The 16,556-nt window shown below is 71.2% G+C and carries 16 protein-coding genes; 9 read left to right on the plus strand and 7 right to left on the minus strand.

The window, feature by feature from the left end:
- Positions 1-154: 154 nt before the first annotated feature.
- A complete protein-coding gene (locus tag BLV72_RS42620; RefSeq protein ID WP_093469215.1) occupies positions 155-1,663 on the plus strand; it encodes a cryptochrome/photolyase family protein in 1,509 nt (502 codons plus the stop codon).
- 11 nt (positions 1,664-1,674) lie between these two features.
- Here BLV72_RS42620 and BLV72_RS42625 read toward each other — a convergent pair whose 3' ends face one another.
- Together BLV72_RS42625 and BLV72_RS42630 are read right to left on the minus strand one after the other, a co-directional pair.
- A complete protein-coding gene (locus BLV72_RS42625; RefSeq protein WP_208905914.1) occupies positions 1,675-2,229 on the minus strand; it encodes a TetR/AcrR family transcriptional regulator in 555 nt (184 codons plus the stop codon).
- A gap of 42 nt (positions 2,230-2,271) precedes the next feature.
- Positions 2,272-2,745 (minus strand): nuclear transport factor 2 family protein, encoded by a 474-nt coding sequence (locus BLV72_RS42630; RefSeq protein WP_093469217.1) that lies wholly within the window; start codon positions 2,743-2,745, stop codon positions 2,272-2,274.
- Between the two features lie 249 nt (positions 2,746-2,994).
- Between BLV72_RS42630 and BLV72_RS42635 the strand changes: the two genes are divergently transcribed.
- Positions 2,995-4,326 (plus strand): FAD-binding oxidoreductase, encoded by a 1,332-nt coding sequence (locus tag BLV72_RS42635; protein WP_244321506.1) that lies wholly within the window; start codon positions 2,995-2,997, stop codon positions 4,324-4,326.
- Between the two features lie 64 nt (positions 4,327-4,390).
- Here the strand turns inward: BLV72_RS42635 and BLV72_RS42640 are convergent, their stop codons facing one another.
- Positions 4,391-5,554: an acyl-CoA dehydrogenase family protein gene (locus tag BLV72_RS42640; RefSeq protein WP_093469220.1), complete on the minus strand. Its 1,164-nt coding sequence runs from the start codon at positions 5,552-5,554 to the stop codon at positions 4,391-4,393.
- 153 nt (positions 5,555-5,707) lie between these two features.
- Here BLV72_RS42640 and BLV72_RS42645 point away from each other — a divergent pair, with 153 nt between their 5' ends.
- The 3 genes from BLV72_RS42645 to BLV72_RS42655 all read left to right on the plus strand — a co-directional run bounded on the left by BLV72_RS42645 (position 5,708) and on the right by BLV72_RS42655 (position 8,117).
- The gene (locus BLV72_RS42645; protein ID WP_093469221.1) at positions 5,708-6,661 is read left to right on the plus strand and encodes a LysR family transcriptional regulator; all 954 of its coding nucleotides are present in this window, start codon (positions 5,708-5,710) and stop codon (positions 6,659-6,661) included.
- A 77-nt stretch (positions 6,662-6,738) separates the two neighbouring features.
- A complete protein-coding gene (locus BLV72_RS42650) occupies positions 6,739-7,563 on the plus strand; it encodes an alpha/beta fold hydrolase (protein WP_093469223.1) in 825 nt (274 codons plus the stop codon).
- Positions 7,564-7,598: 35 nt separating this feature from the next.
- Positions 7,599-8,117 (plus strand): HTD2 family dehydratase, encoded by a 519-nt coding sequence (locus BLV72_RS42655; RefSeq protein ID WP_093469224.1) that lies wholly within the window; start codon positions 7,599-7,601, stop codon positions 8,115-8,117.
- 33 nt (positions 8,118-8,150) lie between these two features.
- Here BLV72_RS42655 and BLV72_RS42660 read toward each other — a convergent pair whose 3' ends face one another.
- Both BLV72_RS42660 and BLV72_RS42665 read right to left on the minus strand, forming a co-directional pair.
- Positions 8,151-9,509, minus strand: a complete 1,359-nt coding sequence (locus BLV72_RS42660; RefSeq protein WP_208905915.1) for an MFS transporter — start codon at positions 9,507-9,509, stop codon at positions 8,151-8,153.
- 238 nt (positions 9,510-9,747) lie between these two features.
- Positions 9,748-10,566: a thioesterase family protein gene (locus BLV72_RS42665; protein WP_208905916.1), complete on the minus strand. Its 819-nt coding sequence runs from the start codon at positions 10,564-10,566 to the stop codon at positions 9,748-9,750.
- A 199-nt stretch (positions 10,567-10,765) separates the two neighbouring features.
- Here BLV72_RS42665 and BLV72_RS42670 point away from each other — a divergent pair, with 199 nt between their 5' ends.
- A complete protein-coding gene (locus BLV72_RS42670) occupies positions 10,766-11,422 on the plus strand; it encodes a YceI family protein (protein ID WP_093469226.1) in 657 nt (218 codons plus the stop codon).
- 84 nt (positions 11,423-11,506) lie between these two features.
- Here the strand turns inward: BLV72_RS42670 and BLV72_RS42675 are convergent, their stop codons facing one another.
- Complete coding sequence (locus tag BLV72_RS42675) at positions 11,507-11,839, minus strand: winged helix-turn-helix transcriptional regulator (protein WP_228052623.1); 333 nt, start codon at positions 11,837-11,839, stop codon at positions 11,507-11,509.
- A gap of 174 nt (positions 11,840-12,013) precedes the next feature.
- Between BLV72_RS42675 and BLV72_RS42680 the strand changes: the two genes are divergently transcribed.
- Both BLV72_RS42680 and BLV72_RS42685 read left to right on the plus strand, forming a co-directional pair.
- On the plus strand, positions 12,014-12,982 hold the full coding sequence (locus BLV72_RS42680; protein WP_425288487.1) for an NADP-dependent oxidoreductase: 969 nt from the start codon (positions 12,014-12,016) through the stop codon (positions 12,980-12,982).
- Positions 12,983-13,054: 72 nt separating this feature from the next.
- Positions 13,055-13,375 (plus strand): NIPSNAP family protein, encoded by a 321-nt coding sequence (locus BLV72_RS42685; RefSeq protein WP_093469229.1) that lies wholly within the window; start codon positions 13,055-13,057, stop codon positions 13,373-13,375.
- Positions 13,376-13,481: 106 nt separating this feature from the next.
- Here BLV72_RS42685 and BLV72_RS42690 read toward each other — a convergent pair whose 3' ends face one another.
- Positions 13,482-14,837 (minus strand): MFS transporter, encoded by a 1,356-nt coding sequence (locus tag BLV72_RS42690; protein WP_093469230.1) that lies wholly within the window; start codon positions 14,835-14,837, stop codon positions 13,482-13,484.
- Positions 14,838-15,051: 214 nt separating this feature from the next.
- On the opposite strand from BLV72_RS42690, the gene BLV72_RS42695 reads away from it, so the two are divergent.
- Positions 15,052-16,326: a glucarate dehydratase family protein gene (locus tag BLV72_RS42695; RefSeq protein WP_093469232.1), complete on the plus strand. Its 1,275-nt coding sequence runs from the start codon at positions 15,052-15,054 to the stop codon at positions 16,324-16,326.
- Positions 16,327-16,556 lie beyond the last annotated feature (230 nt).

Here is a 16,556-nt window from a genome sequence, read left to right on the forward strand (position 1 = left end):
AAGGCGGACTGAGGCGCGTCGCGGGCGGACCGGGCGGGTGTGGCGCATAGCCTGAGGGCGTCCACCGCGCCCGGTCCGCCGGGCCGCCCGCGGCGGGCGCCATCCTCCCGCCGCCAGGAGCCCGTCCTTCCGCCGCCTTCCAGGAGTTCGCACGATGGCCGCACGCCCGCACTGGCTCTTCGGCGATCAACTCGGCCCGCACTTCATCGACCACCGCCACCACGGCCCCGATCCACGGGCCCCGCTCATCATGATCGAGTCCTGGGCGGTGCTGCGCCGCCGTCGCTTCCACCGCGCCAAGGCCCATCTCCTGCTGTCCGCGATGCGGCACCGCGCGGCCGAACTCGGCGACCGCGTGCGGTACGTACGGGCGCGGACGTACCGCGAGGGGCTGGCCGAGGCCGCCGGGCGCGAGCCGGTGACCGTCTGCCGGCCGACCTCCCATGCCGCGCTGGGCCTGGTCGAGTCGCTCGCCCAGGTGCATGTGCTGCCCGCCAGAGGCTTTCTGACGCCTCAGGGCGCCTTTGCCACCTGGGCCGGGGAGCGCGCCCCGGGGCGGATGCGGATGGAGGACTTCTACCGCTGGGTGCGCCGTGAACACGAGCTGCTCATGGACGGCGATCAGCCCGCCGGCGGGCGCTGGAACCTGGACCGGGAGAACCGGGAGCCCCCGCCCCGCGGCGCCCCCACCCTCGGCGCACCCGACCCGTGGCGCCCCGAGGAGGACGAGATCGACGACGAGGTCCGGCACGATCTGGACCGCTGGGAGCGCGAGGGCCGGGTGTCCTTCGTCGGACGCGACGGCCCTCGGAGTTTCCCCGCCACCCGCCGGGAGGCACTGGCGTCCCTGCGCCACTTCATCGCACACCGGCTGCCGTGGTTCGGCCCGTACGAGGACGCGATGCTCGCGGCGGATCCCGTGCTGAGCCACAGCCTGCTCTCGGCACCGCTGAACCTCGGGCTGCTGCACCCGGCCGAGTGCGTGGACCGGGCCGAGCGGGCGTGGCGCGCCGGTGACGCGCCCCTGAACAGCGTCGAGGGGTTCATCCGGCAGATCGCCGGATGGCGCGAGTACATCTGGCACGTCTACTGGTGGTTCGGCCCCGACTACCGTGGCCACAACGCCCTCGGCCACACCGAGCCGCTGCCTCGCTGGTTCCTCGAACTCGACGCCGACGCGGTCACCGCCCGCTGCCTGCGCCACGCACTGGAACAGGTCCGGGACACCGGATGGACCCATCACATCCCCCGGCTGATGGTGCTCGGCAGCCGAGCGCTCCAGGACGGCTGGGACCCGGCGGCGGTCACGGACTGGTTCCACCGCTGCTTCGTCGATGGTTATGACTGGGTGATGCTGCCGAACGTCGTGGGGATGTCCCAGTACGCCGACGGCGGCCTGATGACCACCAAGCCGTACACCTCCGGCGGAGCGTACATCGACCGGATGAGCGACCTGTGCGGCCCCTGCGCCTACCGCCCGAGGGACCGCACCGGCGAGCGCGCCTGCCCCTACACCACCGGCTACTGGTCCTTTCTGCACCGTCATCGCGGCCGGCTCTCCGGCAACCACCGCATGGCCAGGGCGGTTCGGGGCCTGGACCGGCTGGCCGATCTGCCCGAGGTGCTCGCGACGGCACAGGCGCGGGGCGCCGCACCGCCATGAGGGGGATGGCGTCAGGCCGCCGCCAGCAGGACGCGTGCTGCTTCCTTCGCCTGGTGCGCCGGTTCGGCGCTGCCGGTGATGGCCGCGGTGGTGATGGCGCCTTCGGCGAGGAGTGCCAAGTGGCCGGAGAGCGAGGCCGGTTTGCCCGCGGCCGCCGTCAGCTCGGCGAGGTACCCGAAGAACGCCTCCTTGTGGGCGCGTGCCGTCTCGGCCACGGGCGAGGAGGTGGCGCCGAGCTCCCCGAAGGAGTTGCTGAAGGCGCAGCCGCGGAAGTCCGGCTCGCCGAACCACTCGTGGAGCCAGTCGAAGACCGCGAGGATGCGTTCCTCGGGTGTGTCCTGGGCATCGGCGTACGCGGCCAGCTTCTGGCGCCAGCGGATGTCGCGCCGCCGCAGATACGCCTGTATGAGTTCCCCTTTGGACGGGAAGAGCTGGTAGAGCCGTTTGAGGGAGACGCCGGAGGCGGAACGGATCTCGTCCATGCCCACGGCCTGGAGCCCCCGTCCGTAGAACTGGGTCTCGGCCGCGTCGAGGATCCGGAGCTCCGCGGTCTCGGGACTGATCATTTCGCCGCTCTCCTGGTGCCGGTCGGTCAGCGTGCCGGTCGGTCAGAGGCCGAGGTCGCTCAGCCCCGGGTGGTCGTCGGGGCGGCGCCCGAGCGGCCAGTGGTAGAGACGCTCCGACTCCTTGATGGGGAGGTCGTTGATGCACGCGTAGCGCAGCCGCATCAGACCGGCGTCGTCGAATTCCCAGTTCTCGTTGCCGTAGGAGCGGAACCAGTTGCCGGAGTCGTCGTGGCATTCGTAGGCGAAGCGGACCGCGATGCGGTTGCCGTCGTGGGCCCACAGCTCCTTGATGAGCCGGTAGTCCAGCTCGCGCGCCCATTTGCGGCTGAGGAAGGCAATGATCTCGTCGCGCCCGGTGACGAACTCCGCGCGGTTCCGCCAGCGCGAGTCGACGGTGTAGGCCAGGGCGACCTTCTCCGGGTCGCGGGAGTTCCAGCCGTCTTCCGCCAGACGGACCTTCTGGATGGCGGTCTCCCGGGTGAACGGGGGGAACGGAGGGCGTGGGGCGTCGGTCACAGCGTCTCCTTGTGGGCCGTGGAGCGGGGCGGGGAGGGGAGAACGGGCATTCTCCCCTTCGGGTGCGAGCATAGGAGAACGGTGGTTCTCGCGCAAGGACCGGCCCGCGGCCTTCCTGGTGGCGGGGGTGGTGATCAGGCCTTCTCGGGGCGGTGGGTACCGTGCGAGCGGAAGCACCGTGCTCGACGACAAGGCAGGGGACCGGGCGTGTTGATCGATGATCTGCGGCAGGAGCTGCCGGACGGCCGGATGGTCGAGGACCCCGGCGTCGCCGCCGGCTTCGTCCACGACGAGGCGGAGTGGGCGCCGTACGGCACGCCCCTCGTGGTGGTGCGGCCACGTACGGCACTGGAAGTGCGTGCCGTGGTGCGAGCCTGTATGCGGCACGGCGTTCCGCTGGTCACCCGGGGCGCGGGCACCGGTCTCTCCGGTGGTGCCAACGCCGTCGAAGGCTGTGTGGTGCTCTCCACCGAGGCCATGGACACCATCCACGAGATCGACCCCGTGGAGCGCCTCGCGGTCGTCGGACCGGGTGTGGTCAACGACGATCTGCGGGCCGCCTGCGCCGAGCAGGGCCTCTGGTACCCGCCGGACCCGGCGAGCGCGCCCTGGTCCACCATCGGTGGCAATGTGGCGACCAACGCGGGCGGGCTGTGCTGTGTGAAGTACGGCGTCACCCGCGACTATGTGCTCGGTCTGGAGATGGTGACCGGCACCGGTGAGCTCGTGCGGCTCGGCCGCAGGACCGCCAAGGGGGTCGCCGGGTACGACCTGGCGGGGTTGATGGTCGGCTCCGAAGGCACCTTGGGAGTGATCACCGAGGTCACGGTACGGCTGCGGCCGCGGCGTGAGGCCGAGCGCACGGTCGCCGGCTACTTCTCCTCGGTCGTGGCGGCGGGACGCGCGGTCGCCGCGATCGGGGCCGCGGGGCTCACCCCGTCCGCGCTGGAGCTGATCGACCGGCACTGCCTGGCGGCGGTCGACAAGTGGAAGAACATGGGCCTGTCCGTCGACGCGGACGTGGTGCTCCTCGGCCGTACGGACGCCCCGGGCCCGGCCGGTGCGCAGGAGGCCGAGCGCATGCTCGCCTGTTTCGAGGAGGCGGGGGCGACCTGGGCCGCGCAGTCCACGGACCAGGAGGAGGCCGACGCGCTGTTCTCGGCCAGGCGGCTCGCGTATCCGGCGCTGGAGCGGCTGGGCCCGGTGCTCACCGAGGACGTCTGCGTGCCCAAGGCGGCCGTACCGGAGATGCTGGCGCGGATCGAGCGCGCCGCCACCCGCCATGACACGCTCATCGCCAACATCGCCCACGCCGGTGACGGCAACCTCCACCCGCTGCTGATCACCCAGCCCGGCGACACGGCGGCCCGGGAGCGGGCCCAGGCCGCCTTCCACGACATCATCGCGGACGCCATCGACCTCGGCGGCACGGTCACCGGTGAACACGGGGTGGGCCTGCTGAAGCGGGACGGTCTGGAGCGGGAGCTCACACCGGCCGTTCTGGAGATGCACCGTGCCGTCAAGGCGGCCCTCGATCCGCACGGGATTCTCAACCCGGGCAAGGTCATCGCAGGCGGCTGAGCGTACGGCGGGCGAGCGGACGTCACCCCAGTCGGCCTCACTCCAGCCCGTCTTCCCGTCGGCCTCATTCCAGTCCGCCGCGCTTCACGAGCTGAGCCGCGATCACATTGCGCTGGATCTCGTTGGTGCCCTCACCGACGATCATCAGGGGTGCGTCGCGGAAGTAGCGCTCCACGTCGAACTCGGTGGAATAGCCGTAACCACCGTGGATGCGGACGGCGTTGAGCGCGATCTCCATGGCCGTCTCGGAGGCGAAGAGCTTCGCCATGCCCGCCTCCATGTCCACGCGCCGCCCCGCGTCGGCCTCCCGCGCCGCGTACAGGGTGAGCTGACGGGCCGCGGTCAGCGAGGTGGCCATGTCGGCGAGGTAGTTGCCGATCGACTGGTGTTGCCAGATCGGCTTGCCGAACGACTCGCGTTCCTGGGCGTAGGCCAGCGCGTCCTCCAGCGCCGCCCGGCCCACGCCGAGGGCGCGGGAAGCGACCTGCAGCCGTCCGGTCTCCAGCCCCTTCATCATCTGGGCGAACCCCTTGCCCTCCACCCCGCCCAGAACGGCGTCGGCCGGGGCACGGTAGCCGTCGAACGACAGCTCGCAGCTCTCGACCCCCTTGTAGCCCAGCTTGGGCAGATCGCGGGAGACCGTCAGACCGGGCCCGTGCTCGACCAGCAGGATGGAGATGCCCCGGTGCGCCGGGGTGGCGTCGGGGTCGGTCTTGCAGAGCAGGGCGATCAACTGGGAGCGGCGGGAGTTGGTGATCCAGGTCTTGGAGCCGTCGACCAGATAGCCGTCCGCGTCCTTACGGGCGATCGTGCGCATCGCCTGGAGGTCGGAGCCGCCGCCCGGTTCGGTCAGCGCCATGGTGGCCCGGATCTCGCCGGTGGCCATCTTCGGCAGATAGCGGCGCTTCTGCTCCTCGGTGCCGAAGCGCAACAGGAGCGTGGAGACCACGGTGTGGCCGCCCATCGCACCGGCCAGGCTCATCCAGCCACGGGCCAGTTCCTCGGTGATCAGGACATAACACGGGGTGGAGACGGGGGTGCCGCCGTACGCCTCCGGGATGGCGAGCCCGAAGACACCGAGCTGTTTCATCCGCTCGATCAGGGCCACGGGGTAGGTGTTGGTGTGCTCCAGCTCCCGGACGACCGGTTTGACGTCGTTGTCCACGAAGTCGCGCACGGTCCTGACGATGAACCGCTCGTCCTCGGACACGATGTCGAGGGTGCTCATGCTCTGACGCTCCTGTGAGACGGGAGGACGGGAGGACGGGGAGGCGGGAGTGCCTTCCGAGCTCAGTGTCATCATGGATACTCATGGGGGTCTCAGTGAAATAGCAATGCGTGATACGTCCATGTCCGGGCGCGGATGGCTGGAGAGCGAGCGTTGGACGTCAGACAACTCAGGGCACTCGTCACGGTCGCCGAGGTCGGCAGCGTCACCCGGGCCGCGGAGTTGCTCCATCTGGTCCAGCCCGCGGTCACCCGGCAGATCCGCACCCTGGAGGAGGAGCTGGGCGTCCCCCTCTTCGAGCGGACCCGGCAGGGCATGCGGCCCACCGAGGCCGGCGCGATCATGGCCGACCGCGCTCGCCGCGCCCTGAACGAGCTGGAGCGCGCCCGTGCCGAGGTCCAGCCGGCCCCGGGCGCGGTGACCGGCGTCGTCACCGTGGGCCTGCTGGAGAGCACCACCGATCTGCTGGCGGAGCCGCTGGTGTCCGCGCTCGCCCGGGACCACCCCGGGATCGAGCTGCGCCTGATGACGGCGTACTCCGGGCACCTCCAGCAATGGCTGGACGACGGCGACCTGGACCTCACGCTGCTCTACAATCTGGCCGACACGCCGTCGCTGAACCTCCGCCCCCTGGTGCGCGAGCGGCTCTGGGTGGTCGCGCCGCCGTCCGCGGGGCTGCGTCGCGATCAGCCCGTCCCCCTCGCGCGGGCCGCCGCGCATCCGCTGGTCATGCCCGCGGCCGGGCACGCCCTGCGCAGCCTGATCGACGGGGCCGCCGGACGGGCCGCGGTCGAGATGGACATCGCCGTGCAGACCAACTCCATGCGGGTGCAGAAGCAACTCGTCCGGGCCGGGCACGGCTGGACCATCCTGCCGGGACTGGGCATCGCCGAGGACGTGGCCGATGGCACACTCGGCGCGGCACCGCTGTGCGAACCCGACGTATGGCGTTCGATCGTCCTCGGGATGTCGAGAGCCGGGCGGACACCCCCCGCGGTGGAGGCCGTCGCCCGGGAGCTGCTCTGCCAGATCACCTCCGCCGTGGACCAGGAGCGGTGGCCCTCCGCCCAGCTGCACACGCGGGCCGCATCCACCGACGACACCTGAAGCCCGAAACCCGAAAAACGAAACCTGAAGCCGGAACCCCAAAGCGACACCTGAGGCCCGAAAGGCGAGAAGCACCCATGGCAAGCACCGACGTCCATCAGCAGGTCAGCGGCCACGCCCGCGCGCTGGACGGCACCCTCCTCGCCTATCAGCACCACGGCACCGGACGGCCCCCGCTGGTGCTCCTGGCCGGCCAGGCCAACAACCACCACTGGTGGGACGGCATACGGGCGGACTTCCACGCCACCCACACCACCCTCACCATGGACTGGCGTGGCACGGGGGAGAGCGAAAAGCCCGACCAGCCCTACTCGACGCCGGGCTTCGCCGACGATGTGATCGCCGTCCTCGACCATCTGGGCATCGAGCACGCCGATCTGTACGGGACCTCCATGGGCGGGCGGGTCGCCCAGTGGGTCGCCGCCCGCCATCCGCACCGGATCCGCCGGCTCGTCCTGGGCTGCACCTCGCCCGGCGGGCCCCACGCGACGGAGCGCGACATGGCGGTACGGCGCTCCCTGGCCCAGACCGACGCGCGGGCGGCGAACGAAGCGCTGATCGACCTGATGTACACCCCGGCCTGGCGGACCGCACACCCCGGGCCCTATACGACCCTCGGCGCCCCCGGTATGCCCCCGCACGCCCGGCGAGGCCACCTCGTGGCCAGCAATCGACACGACGCCTGGGACGTCCTCCCGCTGATCACCGCGCCCACCCTGATCCTGCACGGCGCGGACGACCGGCTCACCCCGGCGGCCAACGCACCGCTGCTCGCCTCGCGCATCTCCCAGGCGCGTACGCACATCTTCGAGGGCGCGCGGCACGGCTATTTCCAGGAGTGCCGCCCGGCGGCCGCGACGATCGTGTCGTCGTTCCTGGCGGAGGAGCCCTTCCTGGTCTGACCACCTACTCACGCATGAGGAGGGACAGAAGAACCATGCACCCCACTCCGCCCCCGCTCAGCTCGTATGTCGCGTCATGGGCCCCGGGACCGGTCGCGGCCGAGGACGCGCTGCCCGTCGGGCCCGTCGTGGCCCTGTCGGCGGTCCTCGACCTGCCCGAGGCCGTGGCGAAGGACGGTGAGCCCCTGCCACCGCTGTGGCACTGGCTCTACTTCCTGCACTGGCCCGCCCAGCGGGAGCTCGGAGCCGACGGGCACCCCCGCAACGGACACTTCCTGCCGCCCATCCCGCACCGGCAGCCGTACGCGCAAGGGGAGGAGGGCTACCCGGGGGCCGTCGTCCACGGTCCGCTGCTGGCCCTGCTCATGCTCGAACTGGTCCGCCGCCACGCCCCGGCGCGGCGGGTGGCCTCGCTGTCCTACCGACTGCGGCGGCCGCTGTTCGCCGGGGAACGCCTCGTGACATCCGGCACACCCTCCGGCGGCGGCGCCGACCTGCGCATCGCCACCCACCGCGAGGCCCGGCACGCCACGGCGGAGGTGACCTTCGCTTAAGCGCGTGCCGGGACCGTACGGCCGGGATGTGGCTCAGGCGGTGTCCGCCGTCTGGAGCGACCCGTTGTGCGTATCGGCGGTGCGTTGCTCATGGCGTATCGCCGTGGAGACGCCGCGCGGTGCGATCCGGGCGCGCAGGGACACCACGGTCAGCAGGGCCAGCGCCGTGCCGACGAGCGGCACCGTGAAGGCGGCGCTCGCGCCGAAGCCGTCCGCCAGCTGTCCGGCCGCCGTCACCGCCGCGGCCTGCCCGAGCGCCACCGAACCGGTCAGCCAGGTGAACGCCTCCGTCCGGGAGGTGGCCGGGACCAGGGCCTCCACCAGGGTGTATCCGGTGATCAGCGCCGGTGCGATGCACAGGCCCGCCAGCAGCCCCAGCCCGCCCAGCGGGAGTGGCGCGGGCACCGCCCACAGCGTTGAGCAGACCAGCGTCAGCGCGGCGTAGGAGATCAGCAGCCGCCGCCGCAGGGAGGTGCGCCAGGCGATGGCGCCACAGGCCACGCCCGCGAGCATGTTGCCCGCCGCGAAGACGCCGTACAGCACACCGTTCAGGCCCGGTTGACCGTGTTCCTGGGCGAAGGCGGTCAGGGCCACCTGCATCCCGCCGAACACCGAGCCGACGCCCAGGAAGGCCACGGCCAGGACCCGCACGCCCGGTATGGACAGGGCCGAGGCGGGCCGCTCCCGGGTGTCCGCCCGCCCCGCGCTCAGCGGCGGCGCGGTACGGCGCTGGGCCGCGAAGAGCAGGCCGCCCACCAGCGTCAGTGCCGCCTCCGCGATCAGGCCGGACGCCGGGTGCACACCGGTGCTCAAACCGGTCGCGAGCACGGGGCCGATGACGAACGTCAGCTCGTCCGTCACGGACTCGAACGCGGCCGCGGTCGCCAGCAGCGGATGGCGTACCGAACGCGGCCCGGATCCGCCCGGGGCGCCGTCCCCGGCAGCGCCGTCCCCGAGGGCGGCCGCCCAGCGGGCCCGCACCATGGGCCCGACCTGCGGGACGGAGGCGCCCGTCGGCACCGCGGCGGCGATCAGCGCCCACAGTGGCGCGTGGGCCAGGGCCAGCGTCGTCAGCAGGGCGGCGGCCGCCGCGTGGAGCAGCACACCCGGCACCAGGACCGCGCTCTGCCCGTGGCGGTCGGCCAGCTTGCCGCTCTGGGGCGCGAACAGCGCCATGGACACGCCGGTGACGGCCGCGACCGCCCCGGCGAGCCCGTACGACCCGGTGGTGTGGCGCAGCAGGAGCACGATGCTGATCGTCAGCATCGCGAACGGCTGCCGGGCGGCGAAGCCGGGCAGCAGGAAGGTCCATGCGCCCGGTGTGCGCAGCAGGTGCCGGTAGCCGGCGCGCTGTGCGGGAGGAGGGGTGGTGCTGGAGACCGCGGATGCCACGGCCGACGCCTTTCCGCCGCCTGGTAGCGCACTCGGGCCGGCATGGCGGAGTGCGCCGAGAGCTGTCCTCTCGCGCTGGACCGGGGTAGATACCGGGTCCGCGCCGATGAGGGGGCAGAAGGACCGCGGCCGCCGGGCGGTCGCGCCAGCTCTGCGTCAGGCAGAGTGGTTCGTTGCTTGCCGCGTCATCGTACAGGCAGGCCGCCACCTCGCCGGTGGCGGCAGGTCTCGTACCAGGTCAGGCGCCGGGCAGGGGGCGGACGGTGAGGATCTGCTGGGCGTGTCCGATCGGGCCGCGCAGGTCGTGCAGCACGGTGCTGGTGATGCCCTGGCCGGTGGGACCGAAGGTGACCGTGGTGTCCAGCCCGGCCCAGCCGCCCTCGGGCTGGCGGTGGAGGTGGAGGGTCAGGTCGACGTTGGGGAACATCCAGGCGGTGGGCGGCTGTCGTACGGCGATCCCGTTGGCGGTGTCGACGAGCGTGATGTACGAGGCCAGGGGGGTGCTGGTCTGCCCGGCCACGAGGGTGAGCGGGGTGGAGACCCAGACGGTCGCGCGGCCCGGCTGGGGTGGCGCCAGCGGACGGGAGTCCAGGGAGGCGATGTATCCGCCGGGCCACAGGGAGGCCATCGACCAGGGGGCGAGCTGCTCGGGAGGGGTGAGCCGGTCCCCGGCGCCACCGGCGACGGCGGCGGTGTCCACGGCGGCGAGGAGCCACGCACGGGCCCGGACCACGGGGCGGTCGGCGATGAGCACGACGGCCTCGATGAGTTCGATGGTGCGGCCGGGCCGGACGGTCTCCACCCGGATCTCGCACTCGTCGAGGGCCAGGCGCCCGAGGATGTCGAAGCTGATCCGGCTGAGGAGCAGCCCGGTGTGCGGCCGGGCGGCGAGGTGGCGGTCGATGGCGTGCACGATCAGCCCACCGAGCGGGCTGAAGTGCTGCTCGTCGGTGCTCCAGGCGCCACTGACGTGGGCGGTGGGCTTGTAGCGGTGCTCATCGATCGGCTCGTAGTAACTGTCGGTGGTCAACGGGGACTTCTCCTCGGGCGGGAACATCGTGGTGATCAGCGGGCGTTGACCAGGATGACGTATCCAGCCGTGTGGACGCCGCCCCGCGTCGAGCACGGGTGTCCTCGTGCGGGCCACTGATGAGCGCGCTCGGAGGGCACCCGGCCGTCATTACTCAAGATCCTTGAGTAACTGCCCTTGATCAAGGGTTGCGTCACCCCCTAAGTTGAAAGTAACAACAGGTGGCATGAACCTGTTCAGCCGCAGTACCTCCCGTCGCGCGGTCGCCAACGCCGCACCGGCGGTCCCCCCTGCCCGGGCGACGTCCGGCGGCGTCGCTGTGCCGGATACCGGCCTCGCGGCGCTCACCGGAGAGTGGATCGTCGACCCGGCCCACAGCCGGATCGGTTTCTCCGTCCGCCACGCCATGGTGAGCACGGTACGTGGCGCCTTCACGGAATTCGAAAGCCGCCTCTACTTCGACGGCCGCGACCCGCGCCGTTCCCGGGCCGAGGTCCTGCTGTCCACCGCCAGTGTCCAGACCGGTGTCGAGCAGCGCGACGACCACTTGATGGGCCGGGACTTCCTGGACGCCAGAACCTACCCCCACATCCGGTTCGCGAGTACCGCCGTGGAACTCGCGGGCCCGGACGTCTACCGGATGATCGGGGACCTCACGATCAGAGACATCACCCGCCCCGTCGTCCTGGAACTCACCTACATCGGGTACGTCACGGACCCCTTCGGCTACCAGCGGGCGGGCTTCGACGGCACCACCACCATCAACCGCTCCGAATGGGGCCTGACCTACAACGCCCGACTGGCCGAGGGCGGCGCGCTGGTGAGTGAGAAGGTCCGCCTCCAGTTCGACATCGCCGCCATCCGCACTGTCCCCGCCGCCTGAGGAGCCCCGGACCCGGAAAGGGTGCCCTCCGACTGCGAGGAGGGTGCTGAGGGGGGCGGGCGGCGCCGGAGGGGACCGGCGCCGTCACATGGGCTTGGCGGGGGCGGTGGTGAGGTCCAGGTTGTCCTCGACCCACAGGCGCAGGTTCCTGAGCGGGACGGACGCGCTGTGGCCCAGGGGAGAGAGTTCGTACTCCACGTGGAGCGGGACGGCGGGGTAGACCGTCCGCTCGATGAGACCGGCGTCTTCGAGACGGCGCAGGGTCTGGGTGAGCACCTTGGGGCTGATCCCCTGAAGACGGCGCTGCAGAGCGCCGAACCGGAGAGGGCCGTCCTCCAGAGCCCCGATGGCGAGCGCCGACCACTTGTTCGCGAGCAGATCCAGCATGGCCCGGCACGGGCATTGGGCCTCGTACACATCATGATGGTCGTGCTGGCCTGTGTGACATTGCGTGCTCATGGAGGACCTTCCGGATGCTGGTACTACCCAAAAGGTAGCAGTGTCCCTTGTGGGTAACCAGGCCCCCGCGGATAGCGTGCGAGCGCGCCCGGAGAGCGGGCGTGACGAGAACGAGGAGTTCAGGAGGCACACGTGGCCAGGTCCATGATGCGTGCGGTGGTACAGGACGCGCTCGGCGGCCCGGAGGTGCTGCGCGTCGCGGAGGTCCCGCGGCCGGAGCCGCTGCCCACCGAGGTGCTGGTGCGGGTGCACGCCGCCGGTGTCAACCCGGTCGACTGGAAGACCCGTCAGGGCGGCGGGATGGCGGGTGTGCTCGGCGAGCCGCCGTTCACCCTGGGCTGGGATGTCTCCGGTGTGGTCGAGGAAGTCGGATTCGGGGTGACTACGCTGGCCCCCGGCGACGAGGTGTACGGCATGCCGTGGTTCCCCCGTCAGGCCGGTGGCTACGCCGAGTACGTCACGGCCCCGGCCCGCCAGTTCGCCCGTAAGCCGGCCACCTTGAGCCATGAGGAGGCGGCCGCCGTGCCGCTGGCGGCGCTGACGGCCTGGCAGATCCTGGTGGACACCGCGCACGTGACGGCCGGCCAGCGGGTTCTTGTGCACGCCGCCGCCGGTGGCGTCGGGCACTTCGCCGTCCAGTTCGCACGGCACCTGGGGGCCCGGGTGGTGGGGACCGCCCGGGAGAGCCGGCACGCATGGCTCGGCCGGCTCGGAGCGGCGGAACTGGTCGACTACACCGAGCAGCGCTTCGAAGACGCGGTCGAGGACGTCGATGTGGTGATCGACCTTCTGGGCGAGGACCACGACGCCACCAGCACCCGTTCCCTGAAGGTGCTCAGGAAGGGGGGACTGCTGGTGGCCGTCCCCGGTGGCGTCGCCCCCGAGGTGCGGCAGGCCGCGGACGCCCGGGGGATCCGCACCAGCGCCTACCTCGTCGAGCCGGACGGTGCCGCCCTCACCACGATCGCCGGACTCATCGACAAGGGTGAGGTCGCGGTCGAGGTCGAGGAGGTCTTCCCGCTGGAGGAGGCCGCTCGCGCCCACCGCCAGGGGGAGGACGGCCACACCCGCGGCAAGCTGGTCCTCCGCGTCGGCGCCTGACCCGCTCCGCGCGACGGCGGACGCCCCAGACCCTCTCGCACCACCCATCACATCGGCCCGAAGGAGACACGCATGTTCTACGAGATCCGCCGCTATCAGATCAGGCCCGGCCGCCGGGAGGAATGGGTCGCCTTCATCGAAGAGGTGATCATTCCCTTCCAGGAGTCGAAGGGGATGAACGTCATCGCCTCGTTCATCGACGAGGAGGACCCCGACGGCTACGTGTGGATGCGGCGGTTCGCCGACGAGGCGGAGCGGGAGCGGCTCTACGCGGCGGTCTACGAGAGCGAGCGGTGGCAGCAGGAGATCGCCCCGCGGGTCGAGGAACTGATGTTCCGGGAGAAGATCCAGGTCACCCGTGCCGTGCCCACGCCGGCCTCAGGGCTTCGCTGACCGAGTCCTGCCGATGAGCGCGTGCCGACGGCCACGGCCGTCCGTCGCTGACGCTCGACGGTCCCGTCCCGCCCGGAACACACGGTTCCGGGCGGGCGCGCCGCGGTCACCCGGAGACGGTCCGGGCGGGGACGGGGGCGGCGGCTTCGGTGCCGCCCCGGCCGCTGCCGCGGCGCAGGAAGTACACGCCGACGGTGGCGAGCAGCGAGGCCGCGGAGAGCGCGTAGAGGCCGCCGTTGGTGCTGCCCGTCGTCTCCTCCAGATAGCCGAAGAGGGTCGGGGAGACGAAGCCCCCGAGGTTGCCGAGGGAGTTGACGACGGCGAGCCCCGCGGCCGTGACCCTGAGGTCGAGCGTGGACTGCGCCAGCGGCCAGAAGAGGTTGGCGGCGCATTTGCTGCCGACGGCGGCCAGGGTGACGGCGGCGAGGCCGAACCACGGGGAGCCGAGGGTGGCGAGGAAGGTGCCGATGGCGGACAGCACCAGGACGACGGCGAGGTAGGGCCGCCGGTCGGGCATGCGGTCGGTGTAGCGGCTCATCGTGTACATCGCGATGACCGCGCAGATCCACGGGATGGCCGTGAGCAGCCCGATCTGGAAGGAGGAGAGCCCGCCGATGTCGTCGACCAGGCTCGGCAGCCAGAACGTGATCGCGTACCCGGTCAGCGCCATGGCGAAGAACACGCCGGTCAGCAGCGCCACCTGGGGGTGGACCACCAGGCGCAGCCTGGACACCCGCGGTTCGCGGCTGCGCGCCTCGCGGTCCCGGCCGACCGCCGCGCCGAGGGCGGCCTTCTCCTCGCCGGTCAGCCAGCGGGCGTCCTTGATCCGTGAGACGAGGAAGAAGGCGGCGACGATGCCCACGGTGATCGAGATGGCGCCTTCGAGTGCGAACATCCAGCGCCAGCCGGCGAATCCGCCCAGGCCGTGCATTTCCAGCAGCGCGCCGCTGATGGGGCCGGTGACGATGTAGGCGGTCGCGGAGCCGCCGAGGAAGAGGGCGCTGGCCCGGCCGCGGGCGGAGTCCGGCAGCCAGGTGGTGAGGTAGTACATGACGCCGGGGAAGAACCCCGCCTCCGCGATGCCCAGCAGGAACCGCAGCACGTAGAAGGAGGTGGCCCCGGACATGAAGCACATGGCGAGGGTCACCGCGCCCCAGCTGATCATGATCCGGGTGAGCCAGACGCGGGCACCGAAGCGCTCCATCAGCATGTTGCTGGGGACCTCGAGCAGGGCGTAGCCGATGAAGAACAGACCGGCGCCGAGTCCGTAGGCCGCGCTTCCGATGCCGATGTCGGCCTTGAGGTCGTCCTGGACGAAGCCGACGTTGGTGCGGTCCATCTGGTTGACCACCAGCATGAGGACCAAGATGGGCATCACACGCCGCAGAAACTTGGTCACGGCCCGTTCGACGAGCTCCGAGGAGGCGGCCGGATCAGGGTCGGGGGCGGGGGGATTCACCATTCCGGGTCTCCTCGCGTCGTTCATGTACACGAACACTTATGAAGTGTGTGCAGACCTTACGATCGCCCGTTCCCGCCGGTCAATGACTCCGGAAGCAACAATTCCGCTGGCGAACGCTTGAGTTGTGGCCGATGGTTTGCCTTCCCCTCGCCCGGGCATGCCCTTGATAGGGTTCACACACCTACTATCTGTTCAACCATATGAATGGACGTCGATGTCTGACGGAGCACCTCTGCGCATCACGGATGTCACCATCACCCCCGTCGCCTTCCGCGACCCGGCCCTGCTCAACTCCGTCGGCGTCCACGAACCCTTCGCGCTCCGCTCGATCGTGCAGATCCACACCGACGCGGGCCTGACCGGACTCGGCGAGACCTACGCCGACGAGCTCCACCTGGAGCGGCTCGCGGCCGTCGGGCACGAGATCGTCGGGCTCGACGCCTTCGCCACCGAGGAGCTGCACCAGCGCGTCCAGCGGGTCATCGAGCGCGTGGGCGGCGCCGGTGGCTCCGGGCTCACCGGCATGATCACCACCAGCAGCACCGTCGACCGGGTCGCCTCCCCGTTCGAGGTGGCGCTTCTGGACATCCAGGGCAAGGCCGTCGGGCGGCCGGTCAGCGACCTGCTCGGCGGCGCGGTGCGGTCCGCGGTCCCGTTCAGCGCCTACCTCTTCTACAAGTGGGCCGCCCACCCCGGCCAGGAGCCCGACTCCTGGGGCGAGGCCCTCGACCCCGACGCCATCGTGGCGCAGGCCCGGCGGATGGTGGACGACTACGGCTTCACCGCGATCAAACTGAAGGGCGGCGTCAGGCCCCCCGAGGAGGAGATCGAGGCGATACGGGCGCTGCGCCGCGCCTTCCCCGACCATCCGCTCCGGCTGGACCCCAATGCCGTCTGGACGACCGAGACGTCGGTGAAGGTCGGGCGCGCGCTCGACGGCGTGCTGGAGTATCTGGAGGACCCCACCCCCGGGATCGAGGGCATGGCCGCGGTCGCCCGCGAGGTCCCCATGCCGCTGGCCACCAACATGTGCGTGGTCGCCTTCGACGAGCTGGCCCCCGCGGTGGCCGCCGACGCCGTCCAGGTCGTCCTCTCCGACCACCACTACTGGGGCGGACTGCGCCGGTCCAAGCTGCTCTCCGGTATCTGCGACACCTTCGGCATGGGCCTGTCCATGCACTCGAACTCGCATCTGGGGATCAGCCTGGCCGCGATGACCCATCTGGCCGCGGCCACCCCGAACCTCACCTACGCCTGCGACACCCACTGGCCCTGGAAGTCCGAGGACGTGATCGTGGACGGCGCGCTGACGTTCACCGACGGCTCGGTGCCCGTGCCGGCCGCCCCCGGCCTCGGTGTGGAGCTGGACCCCGACGCCCTGGCGCGGCTGCATGAGCAGTACGTCCGCTGCGGACAGCGCAACCGCGATGACACCGGGTACATGCGGCGCTTCGACCCGTCCTTCCAGGCCGATCTCGCCCGCTGGTAGGCCCCCCGCTGGTGGCCCGCCGCCACCCGGGCTCACCTGCCGGAATACCTCGATTGACGGAGGCCGTGCTCGGTCACCTGGTGTATCCGGATTTCGGCTAAGCGTACGAAGCTGCAGGCCAGGACGTTTTCTTAGCCTCTGAGGGACGGAAAAGACGCCGAAACCCTCGGAAGTGCTGAGACTTGTCTTCTGCTCCTCGCGTACGTACCGCCCCTGATCGGACCGATCGT

It is taken from the genome of Streptomyces melanosporofaciens (assembly GCF_900105695.1).
GTDB lineage: Bacteria > Actinomycetota > Actinomycetes > Streptomycetales > Streptomycetaceae > Streptomyces > Streptomyces antimycoticus.

Coding starts and splice junctions, on each gene's coding strand:
- BLV72_RS42620 (WP_093469215.1), top strand. CDS start 155: ATGGCCGCACGCCCGCACTGGCTCTTCGGCGATCAACTCGGCCCGCAC.
- BLV72_RS42625 (WP_208905914.1), bottom strand. CDS start 2,229: ATGATCAGTCCCGAGACCGCGGAGCTCCGGATCCTCGACGCGGCCGAG.
- BLV72_RS42635 (WP_244321506.1), top strand. CDS start 2,995: ATGGTCGAGGACCCCGGCGTCGCCGCCGGCTTCGTCCACGACGAGGCG.
- BLV72_RS42640 (WP_093469220.1), bottom strand. CDS start 5,554: ATGAGCACCCTCGACATCGTGTCCGAGGACGAGCGGTTCATCGTCAGG.
- BLV72_RS42650 (WP_093469223.1), top strand. CDS start 6,739: ATGGCAAGCACCGACGTCCATCAGCAGGTCAGCGGCCACGCCCGCGCG.
- BLV72_RS42655 (WP_093469224.1), top strand. CDS start 7,599: ATGCACCCCACTCCGCCCCCGCTCAGCTCGTATGTCGCGTCATGGGCC.
- BLV72_RS42665 (WP_208905916.1), bottom strand. CDS start 10,566: ATGTTCCCGCCCGAGGAGAAGTCCCCGTTGACCACCGACAGTTACTAC.
- BLV72_RS42670 (WP_093469226.1), top strand. CDS start 10,766: ATGAACCTGTTCAGCCGCAGTACCTCCCGTCGCGCGGTCGCCAACGCC.
- BLV72_RS42685 (WP_093469229.1), top strand. CDS start 13,055: ATGTTCTACGAGATCCGCCGCTATCAGATCAGGCCCGGCCGCCGGGAG.
- BLV72_RS42690 (WP_093469230.1), bottom strand. CDS start 14,837: ATGGTGAATCCCCCCGCCCCCGACCCTGATCCGGCCGCCTCCTCGGAG.
- BLV72_RS42695 (WP_093469232.1), top strand. CDS start 15,052: ATGTCTGACGGAGCACCTCTGCGCATCACGGATGTCACCATCACCCCC.